We start from the raw sequence: 16,574 nt of genomic DNA, 5'->3' as shown, positions 1-16,574 counted from the left end.
TCACTCCCGGGTGGAGACGGTGCGAAGGCGCGTCAGCCGCGGCCGGTCCGGCCCGGCGGTCGCGCGCACCAGCAAGCGTAGTCCGCCGTCGTTCCAGGCCGCGGGCAGCCAGAGCCGCGTGGGCCGGCCCCCGGAGAACCGCGGGGCGGCGGGGTCGTCGAGCCAGACGCGGCCGAGCAGCTCGCCGCGCGCGAAGGCGCTGACGCGCACCTGGGCGCCCTCGAACCACAGGGAACGCCCGCCCGCCGGGAGCGCGACGTCGAGCCACGCCTCGTCGCCGGGCTCGAGGTGCAGCGGCAGCTCGACGCCGGCCCCCGCGGCGGCCCGGGTGGAGAGCTCCAGCAGCGCGGCGTCCGGCTGGGCCTCGACCTGCCAGCCGTGCACCGGCTCGAGGCGCAGCAGCTCCGCCCCGCCCAGCGCGCCCGGCAGGTGCCCGAGCGTCACCTCGACCTGCCGCCCCTCGCCCGGCGCCAGGTGCAGCCACGGGTCCTCGGCCGTCACGGTGCGCCGCGCGCCGCCGTCCACCCGCACGTCGACCGAGCCGGGCATGCCGTCGAGGCGCAGGGCGTGGTGACGCGCACCGTCCACCGGCAGCGACCGGCGGTACGTCACCGCGCGCCCGACGCGCGTGCTGCTCCACCCGCCGAGCGTGCGCAGCGGCGCGGGGTCGCCGGCCCACTGCTCCCCCGCCGCGACGCCCCACAGCGCGGACACGTCGTCGCGTCCCACGACCGACCACACCCGGCCGAGCCCCCGGAGGGACCCGGCCCGCAGCGCGGGCAGCCGGGCGTCGTCGAAGTTCGCGTGCCCCCAGGTCTCGACGGTCGCCGCCAGCCGGCGGGCGCCGTCGGTGGGCACGACGACGGTGGCGCCGAAGCGCGCGAGGGTCGGGCGCGCGACGCCGTCGAGGGCGAGGTCGACGACGTCCGCCGCCCCCTCCAGCAGCAGCTCGCCGGCCCCGTCCAGGTCGGCGGCGTAGTGCGTGCGCCCGCGGTGGACGCCGACCTCCTCCGAGCTCGGCGGCAGGTCGTACCGCTCCGGGCGGCCGTCCCGGACGGGCAGGTCGAGCCGCACCGCCTCGGCCACGTCGACGGCGGCGACGGTGGGGTCGTCCGCCGGGTCGGTGTCCGCGGCGGCCGAGGGGCCGCGCGGGGACGTCTCCCCCGGGCCGGGCACGTCGTCGGGGTGGCGCAGGACGACGTCCCACCGGGCGGCGCCGGCCCGCACGACCGCGCGGACCTCCGCCCCGGGCTCCGGGGCGCGCAGCTCGACGAGCGTGCGGGCCCCCTCGTCGTCCTCCAGGACGACGACGGCGGGGCCCCGCCCGGCGAGCTCGAGCCCGGCCGGGCCCGCGCCGACGAGGTCCGCGGTCGACAGCCGCAGCGTGCCCGCCGCCCCGAACCGGCCGAGGGGCAGGTCGCGCAGCACGAGCAGGCACGACTCGGGCGGCAGGGCGACGTCCACCTCGGAGCGTCCCTCGACGTCCACCCGGACCGTGGCCACGGACCACGACTCCCCGAGGTTCGGTACGCCGAGCAGCGTGCCGCCGCCGTCGAGCTCCAGGAGCGACGGCGACGCGCTCGTCGGGGCGTCGGTCGGGCACGCGCCGGGCGCCGGTCGCGGCACGGCGCGCGCCAGCGCCGGGCCGAGGGTCCGCACGACCGCCGCCAGCACCCGGGCCTCCGCCACCTCGGGCCGCGCGACGCCCGTCGGGGAGAGGAACCCGCCGAAGTCGTAGTCGTGCGTCATGAAGCTGCCGGGGTCGCCCCAGTTGCCCACCGACGGCGTGTAGCCGAGGTCGACGCCGGACGCCTGCAGGTACGGCGCGAGCAGCGTCGCGCCGCTGACCAGGAGCCGGCGCAGGGTGACGTGGCGCCGGTTGGTCTCGGTGACCAGGAGCGGCAGCCCGCGCTCGGCGACCAGGTCGGCGTAGCGGCGCACCTCCGCCTCGACGTGGGGCGACCGGTCGTCGGGGTAGAAGTTGAACGCCGGCGCGACGCCCTCGGCTCCGCCCGTGGCGCCGACCAGGTCTCCCTGGCCGGCGCACGCGACGAGCGGCACGGTGATGCCGTGGGCGCGCGCCAGGTCCGCGAGCGCCCCGACGTAGCCCGCCCGGTCCTCGCAGTCGAAGAAGTCGAGCTCGTTCTCCAGCTGCACGGCCACGACGCTGCCGCCGCGCCCGTGCTGCCGGGCCGCCAGGACCGGCAGGGCCCGGTCGAACCACTCCCGCACGTGCGCCAGGTACCGCGGCTCGGCCTGGCGCAGCCGCAGCCCGGGCTCCAGCGCGAGCCAGGCGGGCAGCGCGCCGCCGTCCCACTCCGAGCAGATGTACGGCCCGGGCCGGGCGACCACCAGCAGCCCCGCCTCGTGGGCGAGGTCGAGGAAGGTGCCGACGTCTCGCCGCCCGGTGAAGTCCCAGCGGCCCGGCTCGAGCTCGTGGAAGTTCCACGGCAGGTAGACGTCGACGGCGTCGTACCCCGTCGCCCGCACCTGCGCGAGCCGCTCCGCCCACTCCTCGCGGGGCAGCCTGAAGTAGAACAGGGAGGCGCACAGCAGCACCTTCTCCGCGCCGTCGACCACGAGGCCCGAGGGCCCGAGCTCGACGGCGGTCCGGGTCGTCACGTCCGTCACTTCACACCCGCGCTTCCCACGGAGACGTTCATCTCGTACAGGTACTTCTGGCCGAGGTAGTACACGACGATCATCGGCAGCGTGAGCATGATCGAGCCGACCATGACGAGGTTCCACGGCGGCAGCTGCATGGCGTTGCTCGTCGACGTCATGTACTGCAGGCCGAGCGCGAGCGGCATCGTCTCCTCGGCGTTGAGGTAGATGAGCGGCCCCATGAAGTCGCCCCACGCGTGCGTCAGGGTGAAGATCGCGATGGCCGTGAGGATCGGCCACATCATGGGCAGCACGATGCGGCGGTAGATGCCGAAGTAGCCGAGCCCGTCCACCTGCGCGGCCTCGTCCATCTCGCTCGGGATGCGCGAGACGAACTGCCGCACGAGGAACACGTTGAAGGCGTTGGAGAAGAAGCTCGGCACGATGAGCGGCAGGTACGTGTTCACCCACCCCAGCTCCTTGAACAGCAGGAACTGCGGGATCATCGTGATCTGCGCGGGGATCATCATGGTGGCGAGGACGACGACGAACATGACGTTCTTGCCGGGCGCCCGCAGGCGGGCGAAGGCGTAGCCGACCAGCGACGACGAGAGCACCTGGCCGACGGCGGACAGCGTCGCGATGATCACCGAGTTGAGCACGAACCGGCCCACGGGCAGGCCCGTGGCGGTGAAGACGGTGGCGAAGTTCGACCACCGGAACTCGGTCGGGATCACGGTGAACGCGTTCTGCGCGCTGGTCTGGTCGCTCGACAGCGCGATGGAGACCATGAGGATCAGCGGCACGAAGAAGACCGCCGAGACGATCAGCAGCACCGCGTAGGTGGCCGGGGTCGCCTTGAAGGCCTTGAGCGTGCGGGCCGTGGCACCGGTGCCGGGCGCGACGCCCGGGTCGGCGGCGGCCACGGGTGGGGCCTGGGTCGCTGCGGCCATCACCGCACCTCCGTCTCGTAGAACACCCAGCGGCGGGACGTGCGGAACGCCAGCGCGGTGAAGCCGATGATCACGACGAACAGCAGCCAGGCCACCGCCGACGCGTAGCCGAAGTGGTAGAACCCGAAGGCCTGGTCGAAGAGGAGCGGGACCATCATCATGCTGGCGTTGTCGGGCCCGCCCTGGGTGAGGATGTACACCTGGGAGAAGATCTGGAACGCGCCGATCAGCCCCATGATGAGGTTGAAGAAGATGATCGGCGTGATCTGCGGGAACGTGATCGACCAGAACTGGCGGAACGGCCCCGCCCCGTCGATCTCGGCGGCCTCGTAGAACTCGCGCGGGATGCCGTTCATGGCGCTGAGGAGCAGCACGGTCGCGCTCCCGGCGCCCCAGGCCGACAGCACGATGAGCGCAGGCTTGACCCAGAGGGGGTCGAGCAGCCAGTTCGGCCCGTGCACGCCGAACACCCCGAGCAGGTCGTTGAGCGGCCCGGACGGCGCCAGCACCATCTTGAACACCATCGCGGTGGCCACGAGCGGCACCAGCGTGGGGAGGTAGATCATCGTGCGGAAGAACTTGCGGCCGCGGACCTTCTTGTTGAGCAGGTTCGCCAGCCACAGCCCGACCGCCAGCCCCAGCGGCACCGAGATCGCGGCGTAGTAGAAGGTGTTCCAGAGCGCCTTCCAGAACACCGGGTCGCCGGTGAGCGCCTGGACATAGTTGTCCAGGCCCACGAACACGGGCGGCGTGAACGAGTCCCACTCGGTGAGCGAGATGTACACCGACGCGATCATCGGGCCCAGCAGGAACCCGACGAAGCCGACGAGCCACGGCGAGATGAAGAGCCAGAAGAACAGGGCCTCCGTCCTGCCGCGCCGGGAGAGCTTGGGGCGGGGCAGGCGGGCGGCGCGCCGGCCGCCGGCGCGGCGCGAGCCCTGGGCCCGCGCCGCACCGATGACGGCGCCGAGGTCGGCGGCCACGGTCAGCCCTGGCCGACGATCGACTCGAGCTTCGTCTGGATCGCGTCGAGCTGCGTCTTCGCGTCGCCGCCCTCGTTCCAGAACGTGCCCAGGTTGTCGTCGAAGGCCGCCTGCATCTCGTTCCACTCGGGGATGAGGGGCGACGTGAACACGAAGTCGGACGACTCGGCGAAGGCTGCCATGTTGATGTCCTTCGTGGCCCACTTCGGCTTGAGGAAGGCGTCCGACTGCTGCACCTGCACGTTGGCGGGCACGTCCTGGGCGTTGTCGATGATGACCTGCTGCGCCTCGGCGTCGGTGAGGTAGTCGATCGCCTCGAACGCCTTGTCCGGGTGCTCGGAGTCGCGCGAGATCGCCAGCCCGGAGCCGAAGGCCGACACGGCCTGCTCGTCGCCCTGCCACATCGGGGCGATGTCCCAGTCGAAGTCCGACTCGAGCAGACCGCCGATGGCCCAGAACCCGGTCGTGTTCATCGCGACCTTCTGGGCGGCGAACGCCGGGTCGCCGCCCATGTCGGGGCCCATGTCCGCGTACTCGGCCGCGGTCGGGACGACGTGGTCCTTGAAGGTCAGGTCGTTCGCCCACTGCAGCGCGTCCACGACCTCGGGGCTGTTCACCGTCGGCGCGCCCGCGTCGTCGATGATCTGGCCGCCGTTCTGGTACGCGAAGCTCCACCACTGCGCCCACCAGCCGGCGCCGCCGTAGCCCCACTGCTTGCCTGGCACGGTGAGCTTCTCCATCGCGGCCTGGGCGTCCTCCTGGGTCCAGTCGGCCGTGGGGTAGTCCACGCCGGCGGCGTCGAAGAGGTCCTTGTTGTAGTAGACGATCATCGCGCCGGAGCGGTCCGGGATCGCGTAGACCTTGTCCTGGTAGGAGTACAGCTCGCCGGTGGGGCCGAAGCGCTCCTGGAGGTCCATGCCGGACTTCGACACGTACTCGTCGAGCGGCAGGATCTGGTTCTTGGACGAGTAGACGTTGACGCCCTCGGCCACCTGCATGATGTCGGGGCCGTTGCCGCCCGCGATCATCGTCTGCACCTTCTGCTCGTACTGCTCGCTCGGGATGAGCTGCAGGTCGACCTTGATGTCGGGGTGCGCCTCCTCCAGCATGTCCACGCGCTGCTGGTAGGACTTCTTGTCGACGTCGCCGCCCCAGACGGTCATCGTCAGCGTCGTGACCCCGCCGTCGGCGGAGTCCTCCCCCGAGCCGCACGCCGCCAGCGCGGTCATGCCCAGCGCGGCGACCGCCAGGCCGGCGACCCCCTTGGTCCATCGCGTCCTTGCGTTCATCGTCTCCGCCTCTCTGCGGTGGGGCCGGTCGTCCTCGACCGTCCCTCGATTGCAACGGTGGTAAATCTAACCCGTAGATAAATTAATCGCGAGGTTCTGGCGATCACGAACTGGTCACGGCGGGCCGGGCCGGCACCGAGGCGCCGGCCCGGCTCACCGTCAACCGCAGGTGTGCGCCGTGTACCCGACGGTGACCTGCGGCCCCTCGCCGATCGCGACCGTCGCCGTCCCGGCGGCGAGGGCCTGCTCGCGCGTGCTCACCACGGCAGACCCCGTGGCGCCGGGGGCCACGCCCCGCACGGTGCGGTCGCCGAGCGCCGTCCGGACCTCGACGTCGCCCGCGCGGTCGGTCACGTTGCGGACGGTCGTCACGAGCTGGGCACGCCCCTGCCCCACGCAGCGCGTGGCGACCGCCGGCTCGACGGTCGTGGGCGGGGAGTCCACCGTGAGCTCCGAGATCTTGAGGTACGAGCCCGGGGTCGCGAAGGTCAGCCGTACGGCCGACGCCCAGACCGGGTCGAAGGCGACGGCGGTGCGGGTGCCGTTCCCCTCCGGCGCCACGTCCTGCGCCGTCGTCGCGTGCCAGGTGCCGTCGCCGTCGCGGTACTCGACGCCGAACTGCGCGATCGTGCCCTCGACGTTCGTGAACGCGACCTGGTCGACGACGTGCGCCGCCGCGGGCTCCACGGTGAAGGTGACCTCGTCCTGCGTCGAGCCGCTCGCCCACGTGGACCACGACGTCGACGCGTCGCCGTCGCAGGCGTTCTCGGCGGGCATCGTCTCCCAGTCGGTCTGGTGGAAGCTCGCCGAGACCGCGGTGCCGTCCGCGCCGCACAGCTCGACGACCCCGTCCTCGGACACCTCGATCGTGCGGCTGAAGGTGCGGCCGGCGGAGAACCGGTCGTCCGCCGCGAGGGTGCCGGTGATCGTGTGCTCGCCGCGCGTGGCGAACGACGTCGCGTCCCAGGTCACGGCCACGTCGGTCGTGACGCCGTCCACCTCGACCGGGACCGTCGCCGGGAGGACGTCGGTGAGGTCCTCACCGGGCGCGACCCGCTCGGGCAGCCCGTCGTCGACCACCGACCAGACGCCGTCGCCCAGACCGCGCGAGTCCCACCAGCTCTCGTCCCAGCCGCCGCCCCAGCGCTCCGGGTCCTCCGCGGCGGGGTTGCGCAGCTCGGCGCGCCCGTTCTCGCCGATCGTGATCGGCAGCCACACGTAGGTGGAGTCGGCGGCGCCGGCGTTCCAGCGGTCGCCCATGTAGACGAACCGGCCGCCGCCGAGGTCGAGCACGTTGGTGGACTGCGAGCCGAAGGTGGACCGCCGGGTGTCGCCCACCGACAGCAGGCCGTCGCCGCCCTCGGGGATGGTGTTGTACGGGACGTCCTCGTACCGGTCGTCGGCCTCGACGCCGCGGATCCACGGCCCGAGGATGCTGTCGGCCGTGTAGTACGTCTGCGGGTTCGGGTCCCACCCCGTCGCGCCGGACGCGACGGCGTAGTACGTGCCGCCGTGCTCGAACAGCGCGGGCGCCTCGAGCATCCCGCACTCCTTGACGATCTGGAAGTCCTCACCGCGCACGGGCGCCTCGGCGGAGCCGTCCGCGAACAGGTACGGGTACCGGCCGTCCTCGGAGTACTGGCCGGCGTCCGCCATGTCCGTGTCCGTGGTGTGCGTGACGTTGGTGTACGTGTCGTCCAGCTCGGCCACGTAGAGCGAACGGTTCTCCTCCGACGAGTACACGATGTATGCCGTGCCGTCGTCGTCCTGGAACACGGTCATGTCGCGCGCCTGCCCCGGCACGGCCGCCGAGATGCAGTCCTGGTAGTTCGTGCGGTTCGGCATCCGGTACACGCCGGTCATCCGGAACGGGCCGGTCGGGCTGTCCGCCACCGCCACGCCCGCCATCGAGCGGGCGTACATGCTGCCGCCGGCCGTCGTCTGGCCGTCGGAGTGCCACCACAGCACCCACTTCCCGGTCTTCTCGTTGTGCAGCACCTTGGGCCGCTCGAAGATCGTGGTGCGGTCGGCCGCCTCGTTCGTGTCGAGGTGGTAGTCCAGCTCGGCGATCCGGTCGGCGCGGGGCTGCCCGGCGTCGTCGACGGTGTCGTAGAGGTCGTCGAAGTACGGCGACTCCAGCTCCGCCGGGTCGGACACGGACCGCATGACGACGCCCTCGTCCGTCCAGCTCCTCGTGTCGTACGACTTGTACGCGTGCACGCCCGGGCTGCCGTAGTAGCCGTTGCTGCGGTCCTCGCCGTACCAGTAGTAGACGGTGCGGCCGTCCTCCTCGCTCTGCACCACCTGACCGCCGTGCGCCTGGATGTGCTCGCCCTGGTCGTCGGGCCAGGCCGGGGAGAAGTAGTCGTCGGCGCCCGGGCCCGGGTCGAGGACGGCGGGGTAGGTCGCCCCGCCCGTGTCGCCGGCCGCGTCGCCGGACGCGTCGTCGGACGCCGTGCCGACGGTCGCCTGCAGGCCGACCAGCGCGAGCGCCAGGCCCACGCCGCCGGCCGTCACGCGGAGCCGGACGGGCCGCCCGGGTCCACGCTGTCCTGGCTGGGGATGTGGCATGTCGTTCTCCTTCGTCGTCGAAGCGAGTCGAGCGGCGGGGCCACCTCGAGCCCGCCGTGCGGCAGGCTGGCACGGCCGAATGTTGACGTCAACATTTCGGCCGCGCCCGCCGTGTCGCGTCTGCTGGAGAGGGCACGGTGGTCCGCAGCGCGTACCGGGCCGCACCCCACACCGCGAAGAGCAGGGGAGCGGCGGCCAGCCCCAGACCGACGGCGGGTCGCGCGGTGACCACGCCGGCCAGGAGGGCGAGCACGAGGAGTGCCGGCCCCGAGAGGTACCAGCGCCGCACCGCGACGTACAGGCTCGCGCGCAGCACGTCACGCAGCCGCGCGCCGGGCAGCTCGGGCACGGCGGCGAGCGCGATCACGGTCGTCGCCAGCGCGAGCACACCCAGCACGGCGAGGACGGGGATCGCGGCGGCGCCGATCGGACTTCCCCAGGCGGCCGCGCCGTCGACGGCGAGGACGAGGAGCGTCGTCGTGCCCAGCCCGCCGACGGCGACAGCGCGTCGGAAGTGCCGCCGGTAGGCGCGTGCGAAGGCGCGCACGACCGCCGTCGAGCCGTCGTCCGAGAAGGCGGCGAAGGCGCCGAAGGTCGCGACCAGCGCGGGCCCGAGCAGAGGGGCCACCAGCACCAGCGCGGGCCACGACGCGCGCACGTCGGTGCCCAGGAGCAGGGCCAGCACGGGCAGCGCGGCCAGCGCCAGCAGCAGGTTGGCCGCGAGCCCCGCGTAGACGGCGCCGAACACCGTCTCGTACATCTCCTGGTGCACGATCCGTGGGCGGCGGGCCGGCCGGCCGGGCGCGGGGATGGACGTCATCCCTTCACCCCCGACGTGGCGATGCCCTGCACGAAGTAGCGCTGCCCGAACAGGAAGATCAGCGCGACCGGCAGCACCGACAGCACGGAGCCGGCCATGATGAGCGCGTACTCGGCGTTGTACTGGCTGATGAACGTCTTGAGGCCGAGCTGGATGGTCCACAGCTGCGGGTCCCGCAGGTAGATCAGCGGGCCCAGGTAGTCGTTCCACGTGTTGACGAAGGTCAGCAGCACCAGGCTCGCGATCGCGGGCTTCGACAGCGGCAGCATGATGCGCCACCAGATGCCGTACTCGGACATGCCGTCGATCCGCGCGGCCTCGCTGAGCGACTCGGGGATCGACTCGTAGTACTGCTTCATGAGGAAGACGCCGAACGCGCTGAACGTCTGCAGCGCCACGATCGCCCACAGCGTGTTCGACAGGCCGACGTCGGACAGCATCACGAACTGCGGGATCATGTACGACTGCCAGGGCACGGCGATGGTGCCCACGTACACGAGGAACAGCACGTTGCGGCCGGGGAAACGCATCTTGGCGAACCCGTACGCGGCGAAGCTGCCCGTGGTCACCTGCAGCGCGGTGACCGTGACCGACAGGACCAGCGTGTTCTTGACCCACGTGACCATGTCGGACTTCGCCCAGATGTCGACGTAGTTGCTCCACCGCACCGGGTCCGGGATCCACTCGAGCGGCACCGTGAAGACGTCGTTGTTCTCCTTCAGGGAGGAGATGACCATCCACGCGAAGGGCAGCATGATCGCGGCGGCCGCCGCGACCAGGACGACGTACCCGAGGAGCCGCACCGCGCCGCGACGGCGGCGAGCCCTGCGCTGCGCGGGCCGGGGCGCGGACGACGGCGGGGCCCCGGTGGCGGCGGGCGCGGCGGGGGCGGAGACGGCGGCCATCAGGCGTCCCTCCTTCGGTTCCAGAGGAACTGGACGATCGTCACGGCGATGCAGATGAGGAAGAGGGTCACGGCGACCGCCGAGGCGTAGCCGAACTGGTTCTCCTCGAAGCCCTTCTGGTAGATGTACTGGCTCAGCACGAGCGTCGACTGCCCGGGGCCGCCGTCGGTCATCACGAGGATCAGGTCGAAGACCTTGAGGCTGTTGATCGTCAGCATCACGGTGACGAAGAACATCGTCGGGCGCAGGCACGGCAGCGTGACGTTCCAGAACCGGCGCCACGCGTTCGCGCCGTCCATGCGCGCCGCCTCGTACAGCTCCGCGGGCACGGTCTGCAGGCCCGCGAGGAGCAGCAGCATGAAGTAGCCCATCTCGCGCCAGACGCCCACGAGGATCACGGCGGGCATCGACCAGTCGCCCGACGTCGTCCAGCCGGGCGGGTTCTCCACCCCGAGGAACCGCAGGAACTGGTTGACCGGCCCGTACTCCGGGCTGAAGAGCATGTTCCACACCACCGCGATCGCGACGATCGACGTGATGTAGGGGAAGAACGCCACGGTGCGGAAGAACGCGACGCCGCGCAGCTTCCGGTTGAGCAGCAGCGCCAGCGACAGCGACGCCACCAGCGTCAGCGGGATGTGCAGGCCCGAGTAGTACAGGGTGTTGAGCAGCGCCTTGTGGTAGCTCGGGTCGCCGAGCATCCGCGTGAAGTTGTCGAGGCCGATCCACTCGGCCACGCCGAACACGTTCCAGCTCGTGAACGAGATGTAGAACAGGGTCAGCACCGGGACGAGCGTGAGCAGCGCGAAGCCGACGAAGTTCGGCAGGATGAAGCTCCAGCCCACCAGCGTGTTGCGCAGCCTCAGCCGGCTGCCGGGCCGGCGGCGGGGGCGCACGGCGCCGGGGCGCGGCACGGACGGCCCCGGCGGGCCGCCCGGGCGGTGGTCGACGGCGGTGGTCGCCATGAGATCTCCAGGGTCGATCGGGTCGTTCGGGGTGCTGGTCAGCCCACCTCGGAGGCGGCGCGCTTCTCCGCCTCCGCGATGCCGTCCGCGACGGACGACGAGCCCGACATGATCGCCGTGTGCGCGTCGTTGAGGATGTTCGACAGGGTCGCGGCACCCGGGTCGACCGGGTTCTCGGGGCGCACGTCGTGCGTGGAGAACGCGAACCTGGACAGGTCGTCGCCGGGGACCCCGTCGATCGAGAAGAACGCGTCGACGGCCGCGTCGCTGAGCAGAGCGGGCGTGATGCCGATCTCGGCGAGCTTCTCCGCCCCGCCCTCCCCCGCCGCGAACGCGAGGAACTCCTTGGCCGCGGACACCTTCGCGTCGTCGATGGCCGGGTTGATGCCGATCCCCGTCGGGTCGCCGAACGTCACCGGGGTCGCGTCGGTGCCGGCGGTCGACGCGTCGGCCTGCGGCGCGGGCGCCAGGCCCCACTCGAACTCGTCGGCGTCGCCGGACTCCTGCTGCGCGAGCAGGGTGGCGACGTACCACGAGCCCATCGGCATCATCGCGGCCTTCTGCGTGCCGAACTCCGCCTGGTACTGCAGCTCGTTGGTGGTCGCGGTGCCGAAGCCCACCTGCGCCTCGGCGTCCTGGAGGTCCAGGGCACGGTCGTAGAACGGCTGCAGGTAGCCGAAGTCGCCGCTCGTCATGTCGGCGCCCTCGGTCTGCGCGAGCGCGAAGCCCTGCACCACCGACTGCCACACGTGCTGGTAGGTGCCGTAGGTCCCGCCGTCCAGCCCGGCCTTGAGGTCCTTCGCCGCCTGGTCGTAGTCGTCCCAGGTCCAGGAGCCGTCGGGCTCGTCGACCCCGGCCTTCTCGAACAGGTCCTTGTTGTAGTAGAGGAGCCAGGCGTCCTGCCGGTAGGGCACCGCGTACGTGGCGCCGTCGACCTCGTAGGTGTCCAGGCCGCCGGTCGCGGGGTCGAGCCCGGACGCGACGTCGGACACGTCGAGGAGCTGCTGGCCGGACTGGTAGGTGAAGAAGTTCTTGAGGTTCTTCAGCACGTACAGGTCGGGCGCGGAGCCGGCCGCCAGGTCGGCGGTCATCTGGGTGTCGTAGTCCGTGGCGTCGTACTCCTTGAGCTCGACGGTGACGTCCGGGTTCTCCTCGTGGAACGCGTCCGCGAGCACCTGGAACTCGGGCGTGGTGGACAGGCTCCACCCCGCGAGGGTGAGCGTGACCGGGCCGGTGGCGTCGGCCTCGGGCTCGCCCCCGCCGCCGCAGGCGGACAGGGTCAGGGCGATCGCGGCGGCGGCGCCGATCGCGACCGGGGCGGTGCGCTTCATCGTTGTTCTCCTCCGGTGGGGCGGTGCAGGGCGGTGTCGGGGTGAGGCGCCGTCGGGTGGGCGGCGGTCAGGGCAGGCGGACGGTGGTGCGCTCGCCGTCCGGCCAGTCGACGGCGGCGGTGCCGGCGTGGACGGTCACGGTGGCGGAGCCGGGGCCGTCGTCGCCGCGGAGCGTGACCAGGCAGGCGGTCCAGGCCCCGGGCGCCGCGGGGAGGTCGACCCAGGGCACCCGCGCGTGGTCGCCGAGCGGGCTGACGTCGTCGCGCGCCGTCGTCCCGGGCGTCCCGGCGCCGAGCAGCGGCTCGACGAGGGACGTCAGGCCGTCGCCCTCGACGGTCGGCCAGCCGGACACGCGCAGCCGGACGCCCGCGGTGTCGACGCCGTCCGCGAGCGCGTCGACGCGGACGGCGCGCAGCTCCCACGGACCGCGGACGACGGAGACGACGGTGAGCACCCCCGCGTCGCGGGCCTCACCGGTCGCGCCGGAGCCGTGGCCCCGCTGGTCCGCGCCGGGCGCGACCCAGTGCGCCGCGACGCGCGACGCCGCCACCGCGGCCCCGCCGCCGTCGGCCTCCGGCTCGGGGACGACGCCGACCTCGAGCGTGGTCATCCCGGTGCGGTGCGTGGCCCTGCCGGTCGCGTCGAGGAGGCTCACGGACTGGTCGACGGGCGAGAGCCAGCTGTCGTCGTCGAGCCAGGGGCACGTCGTCGTGGAGTAGCCGAGGCGCGCGTACAGGGGCGAGTCGGCGGTGCGGTCGCCCTCGCGGGCGTGGTCGGTGCCGTGGTTGACCACCCGGACGACGCCGTCGGCGCGCGTGCCGCTGACCACCCACCCGGGCGCGGCGACCGTGCGCAGCACGTCGCCGCGCTCGATCGGCAGCGGCTCCTCCGGCGCGGTCCACGCCGGGTGGTCCGCGGGGAGCGCCAGCCCGAGCAACCCCTTGCTCGCCCAGTACGGCGACCCCGGGCCCGAGTACGACTGCGCGAGCCGCGGCCAGGCATGGTGCCAGCCGAGGGTGAGCAGGCCGCCGTCGTCGGGCGCCCCACGATCGACGAAGTGGCCCACGACGCCCGACGCCGCGCGGCGCAGCAGGCCGGGCGACAGCGACGGCACCTCGGCCATCGCGCCCACCCAGAACGGCGCGGCCGCGGCGAACCGGTACGTGAGGGAGCGGCCCTGCACCAGCGGCGAGCCGTCGCCGCCCACCAGCGCCACCGCGTCCTGCAGGTATCGGTCCAGCAGCGCGACGTCGCGCGCGCGCCGAGGCTCCGCGAGGTCGGCGGCGCCCGCCATCCGCGCCCACAGCGTGGGGTAGAGGTGCAGCGCCCAGCCGGCGTAGTGGTCGAAGGCCCGCTCCGCGCCGTCGGACATCCAGCCGTCGGCGCGCTCGAAGGAGTCGTGGGTCGCCAGGTCCGCGGCCATCTCGTCGAGGGAGTGCGGGCCACCGACCGAGCGGAGGAAGGTCTGCACGACCAGCCGGAACCACACCCAGTTGATCCGCGGGTACGTGTCGTCGCCGACGGCCTCCGCCAGGTACTCCACGACGCGCTCCTGGACCGCCGGCTCGAGCCGGTCCCAGATCCAGGGGCGCGTCAGGTCCAGCACCAGGGCGACGGACGCCGCCTCGACCTTGGCCTGACCGTGCTCCGACAGCCGCACCCAGCGCTCGGGGTGGTGAGGGTCGGTCCCGGCCGCGAGCCCCGCCGCGTACCGCTCGGCGTGGCCGTGCGGGTCGGCGCCCCGCTCCCCCGCCAGCCGGAACCCGGCGAGCAGGAAGGTGCGCGCGTAGCCCTCCAGGCCGTCCACGGCGCGGCCGTACCCGCCCTCGGGGCCGGGGAGCGTGACCAGCGCGCCGGACGGCGAGGCGAAGGGGCGCACCGAGGCGAGCATCCCGTCGGCCAGCGCGGCCCAGCGTGGCCGGTCCCAGCCGGAGAGGAGGGCTGCGTCGGGGTGGGGACGGGTCGCGCCTGCGAGATCCATCGCGCGTCCTTCCTCGTCGAAGCGGTGACCGCCGTCGGCGGCGATCAGATTCGATCAGCACAGATCGAACAGAAACAGAGTCAAGCGTTCAGGTTCTCGCCCTGTCAAGAGAGTTGCTGTACTCTTCTGATCGTTTGAGTTCGCTTTCTGGTCGATCGAGGAGCCATGACCACCTCCGAGGACCGCTTCGCCGGGCCGCTCGCCGCGGCCCTGCCGCTCCCGCCGCCAGGCCCCGCACGCGCCGCTGCGCTGGCCGAGGCGCTGCTGCCGCCGGACGCCGCGCTCCCGGTCCCCCCGGCCGTCGACCGGGACCGGTGGGACCCCGCCCGCGGCGCGCTCGACGCCGCCACCACGGCCGCCGTCGTCGCACGGGCCGCGGACGACCTCGGCACACCCTGGCCCCTACCGCTCGCGAGCACCGCGGCCCGGCTGCACCGCGATGGTGACCGCGACACCCACGAGCAGCTCGTCTTCCGGCGCGAGCAGCGGCTGTCCCGCGCCGTCGTGGCCGCGGCGGCCACCCTCGACGACCGCTGGGTCGACGAGGCGGCGGACGGCCTCTGGCAGCTGTGCGAGCAGAGCTCCTGGTGCTGGCCCGCCCACGACGACACCCGGGCCCGGCACGGCGCGGTGCTCCCCACCGTCGCGGACCCGTACCTCGACCTGGGCGCGGGCGAGACGGTCGGGCTGCTCGCGTGGGCCGACCACCTGATCGCCGGCCCGCTGGACGACCGCTACCCGGGGCTGCGCGCGCGGGTGCGGCGCGAGGCGCGCGCCCGTGTCGTCGAGCCGTTCCTGCGCCGCCGCGACTGGCACTGGCTGGGCCTGGACGGGCAGGTGCACAACTGGAACCCGTGGATCCACGGCAACGTCCTGGTCGCGGCGCTGCGCCTGCTCGACGGCGAGGGCGAGGCCGCGGAGCGCGCCCGCGTCGTCGAGCTCGTGCTGCAGGGCCTCGACCGCTACGTCGCGTGCCTGCCCGAGGACGGCGCGATCGACGAGGGGTACGCGTACTGGTGGAACGGCGCCTGCCGCGCGCTCGAGGCGCTCGACTTCCTGGCCCACGCCACGGGCGGCACGGTCGACGCCCTCGACCCCGCGCGGGTCCCGGTGCCCCTGCGGGCGACGGTCGCGTTCCCCCACCGCATGCACCTCGGCGGCGCCTGGTACCTCAACCTGGCCGACGGCCAGGCGCGCCCGCGCCTGACGCCCCCGTGGCGCGCCCTGCACCGTGCGGCGGTCCGGACCGGCGACGACGCCGCGGCGGCGCACGCGGCCGCGCACCGCGCGCCCGGGGCGGACGCCGTCGAGCAGCAGGGGCTCGGGCGGCTGCTGCTGGCGCTCACGGACCGCGACTGGCACGAGGCGCCCGACGCGACCCCGCCGCTGCCCGCCGAGTCGTGGTTCGGCTCCACCGAGGTGCTCGTCGCGCGCGAGCGGGCGGGAACCGCGACCGGGCTCACCCTCGCCGTCAAGGGCGGGCACAACGCCGAGGCGCACAACCACAACGACGTCGGCTCCGTCGTCGTCGCGTCGGACGGCGTGCCCGTCGTGGTCGACGCGGGGCGGCCCACGTACACCGCGCAGACGTTCGGCCCCGACCGGTACGCGATCTGGACCATGCAGTCGTCGTGGCACTCGGTCCCCGAGGTGGCCGGGACCCCGCAGGCCGTCGGCGCCGCCGCGCGGGCGCGCGACGTCCGGCCGGCGCTCGCCAGAGACGACGGTGCGCCGTCGGGCGTGACGTCGGGCGTGACGATGGACCTCGCCGCCGCGTACCCCGTGCCGGGGCTGCGCTCCTGGGTCCGCACGACGCGCCTGGACCGCGGGCCGGCCGCGCGCGTCGTGGTCTCCGACGTCTGGGACCTGGACGAGGACCCGGGGGCGGCGGCGACCACCGTCCGGTTCCTCCTCGCCGGTGAGGTGGACCTGGCGCCGGGGCGCGCCGTCGTGCAGCCGCTCGACGGCGCCCCCGCCGTGCGGCTCACCTGGCCGCCGGAGGTCGCGGCCACGCTCGTGGCGCGCCCCCTGGACGACCCCGTGCTGACCTCCGTGTGGGGCGACCGCCTCACCCGCCTGGACCTGGACGTCAGGGGGCGCGGCGACCTCGAGGTCGTCCTCGCGCGCACGGGCGGCGACCAGTGACGAGAATGGCCGGGCGCCGGGTCGCCG

The 16,574-nt window shown here is 73.3% G+C and carries 11 protein-coding genes; 1 reads left to right on the top strand and 10 read right to left on the bottom strand.

Annotated elements, in window-relative coordinates; all coding sequences use genetic code 11:
- From AAG589_RS19235 to AAG589_RS19190, 10 genes are all read right to left on the bottom strand, one after another.
- Complete coding sequence (locus tag AAG589_RS19235) at window positions 1–2,622, bottom strand: beta-galactosidase (protein ID WP_430568902.1); 2,622 nt, start codon at window positions 2,620–2,622, stop codon at window positions 1–3.
- Window positions 2,623–2,627: 5 nt separating this feature from the next.
- Window positions 2,628–3,557: a carbohydrate ABC transporter permease gene (locus AAG589_RS19230; RefSeq protein WP_430568901.1), complete on the bottom strand. Its 930-nt coding sequence runs from the start codon at window positions 3,555–3,557 to the stop codon at window positions 2,628–2,630.
- Window positions 3,557–4,540 carry a carbohydrate ABC transporter permease gene (locus AAG589_RS19225; protein ID WP_430568900.1) on the bottom strand — a complete coding sequence of 328 codons (984 nt, stop codon included), beginning with the start codon at window positions 4,538–4,540 and terminating at the stop codon, window positions 3,557–3,559. The genes AAG589_RS19230 and AAG589_RS19225 overlap by 1 nt, the downstream gene beginning before the upstream one ends.
- Window positions 4,541–4,542: 2 nt before the next feature.
- Complete coding sequence (locus AAG589_RS19220; RefSeq protein WP_430568899.1) at window positions 4,543–5,829, bottom strand: ABC transporter substrate-binding protein; 1,287 nt, start codon at window positions 5,827–5,829, stop codon at window positions 4,543–4,545.
- 159 nt (window positions 5,830–5,988) lie between these two features.
- On the bottom strand, window positions 5,989–8,400 hold the full coding sequence (locus AAG589_RS19215) for a family 43 glycosylhydrolase (protein WP_430568898.1): 2,412 nt from the start codon (window positions 8,398–8,400) through the stop codon (window positions 5,989–5,991).
- An 88-nt stretch (window positions 8,401–8,488) separates the two neighbouring features.
- On the bottom strand, window positions 8,489–9,220 hold the full coding sequence (locus AAG589_RS19210) for a ferredoxin-NADPH reductase (RefSeq protein ID WP_430568897.1): 732 nt from the start codon (window positions 9,218–9,220) through the stop codon (window positions 8,489–8,491).
- Window positions 9,217–10,125 carry a carbohydrate ABC transporter permease gene (locus AAG589_RS19205; protein WP_430568896.1) on the bottom strand — a complete coding sequence of 303 codons (909 nt, stop codon included), beginning with the start codon at window positions 10,123–10,125 and terminating at the stop codon, window positions 9,217–9,219. The genes AAG589_RS19210 and AAG589_RS19205 overlap by 4 nt, the downstream gene beginning before the upstream one ends.
- Window positions 10,125–11,090: a carbohydrate ABC transporter permease gene (locus AAG589_RS19200; protein ID WP_430568895.1), complete on the bottom strand. Its 966-nt coding sequence runs from the start codon at window positions 11,088–11,090 to the stop codon at window positions 10,125–10,127. Before AAG589_RS19200 ends, AAG589_RS19205 begins: the two co-directional genes overlap by 1 nt.
- Window positions 11,091–11,128: 38 nt before the next feature.
- Entirely contained in the window at window positions 11,129–12,421 is a 1,293-nt protein-coding gene (locus AAG589_RS19195; protein WP_430568894.1) for an ABC transporter substrate-binding protein, read from the bottom strand.
- A gap of 67 nt (window positions 12,422–12,488) precedes the next feature.
- Window positions 12,489–14,402 carry a DUF2264 domain-containing protein gene (locus AAG589_RS19190; RefSeq protein ID WP_430568893.1) on the bottom strand — a complete coding sequence of 638 codons (1,914 nt, stop codon included), beginning with the start codon at window positions 14,400–14,402 and terminating at the stop codon, window positions 12,489–12,491.
- 165 nt (window positions 14,403–14,567) lie between these two features.
- On the opposite strand from AAG589_RS19190, the gene AAG589_RS19185 reads away from it, so the two are divergent.
- Window positions 14,568–16,547 (top strand): heparinase II/III domain-containing protein, encoded by a 1,980-nt coding sequence (locus AAG589_RS19185; protein ID WP_430568892.1) that lies wholly within the window; start codon window positions 14,568–14,570, stop codon window positions 16,545–16,547.
- The last annotated feature ends 27 nt before the right edge of the window (window positions 16,548–16,574 follow it).

This window comes from Isoptericola sp. F-RaC21 (genome assembly GCF_038593535.1).
Classification (GTDB): domain Bacteria; phylum Actinomycetota; class Actinomycetes; order Actinomycetales; family Cellulomonadaceae; genus Isoptericola.
Note: the sequence above shows the minus strand (reverse complement) of the source record. Positions and strands in the feature narration are given on the sequence as shown.